The following is a 755-nucleotide window of genomic DNA, read 5'->3' on the forward strand; positions in this document are numbered from 1 at the left end:
CGCTCGGCCGGCGCGGTGCGGCCCCAGGCGTCCTTGGCGGCGTGCGCGGCGTCGAGCGCCCGCTCGATGTCCTGCGCGTCCGAGCGGGCGACCTCGCAGATCACGCCGCCGGTGATCGGCGAGGTGTTCTCGAAGTAGCGGCCCGCCGCCGGGGCGACCCACTGGCCGCCGATGAAGTTGTCGTAACGGGCCGAGAACGGCGATTGGGTCTTGGCGTCGGCGAAGAGTTCCGGCTTGTTCATCTGTTCCTCCCAGTCGCCCCGTGACGGGGCGTGGTGGATCGTTCTCGGCAGCCCGCGTGCCAGCCGGCCCGCGCCCCACGGCCCGGACCGTGACCCGATCATCAAGTCTATGAAAAATAAAGTATTTTACGAATTTTCCACGCAGCCTTCGACCAAAATCCGGGCCGCTCGGGCCGCTGCGGCGCTGGACCGGGCGCGCGACACCTGCGACACCTGTCGCAAACAGCGACAGCCCGCCCGTTCGGGGCGGCGACACGGGAGGGGGCCACATGGGAGGAGGCCGCGCATGCAGAGCCGCGTGACCACGCCCCGCACCCTGCTGGCCGCGCGGCGGCAGGCTTTCGGCCCCGGGGCGGCGGAGCCGCCGCCGTCGATCCTGCGCTCCTGGGAGCGCTGCGCCGCCCTCGGGCTCGATTTCGGGCAGCGGCCCCGGGTCGAGCCGCTCACCGCCGCCGAGATGCGCGCCGCCTTCGACCGCAGCGAGGCGTTGCGCCAGACCTGCCGGCCCGAGAT

General features: G+C 72.3%; 1 protein-coding gene and 1 pseudogene. One reads left to right on the top strand and one right to left on the bottom strand.

The annotated features are described in order from the left end of the window. Window positions 1-242 (bottom strand): aldehyde dehydrogenase family protein (locus VP06_RS33400; RefSeq protein ID WP_048468133.1); only part of this gene is annotated, 242 nt, incomplete at its 3' end. 286 nt (window positions 243-528) lie between these two features. On the opposite strand from VP06_RS33400, the pseudogene VP06_RS33405 reads away from it, so the two are divergent. Beyond that, window positions 529-755 (top strand): annotated as a pseudogene (locus VP06_RS33405) (sigma-54-dependent Fis family transcriptional regulator); the annotation flags it as partial.

It is taken from the genome of Methylobacterium aquaticum (assembly GCF_001043915.1).
GTDB classification, from domain to species: domain Bacteria; phylum Pseudomonadota; class Alphaproteobacteria; order Rhizobiales; family Beijerinckiaceae; genus Methylobacterium; species Methylobacterium aquaticum.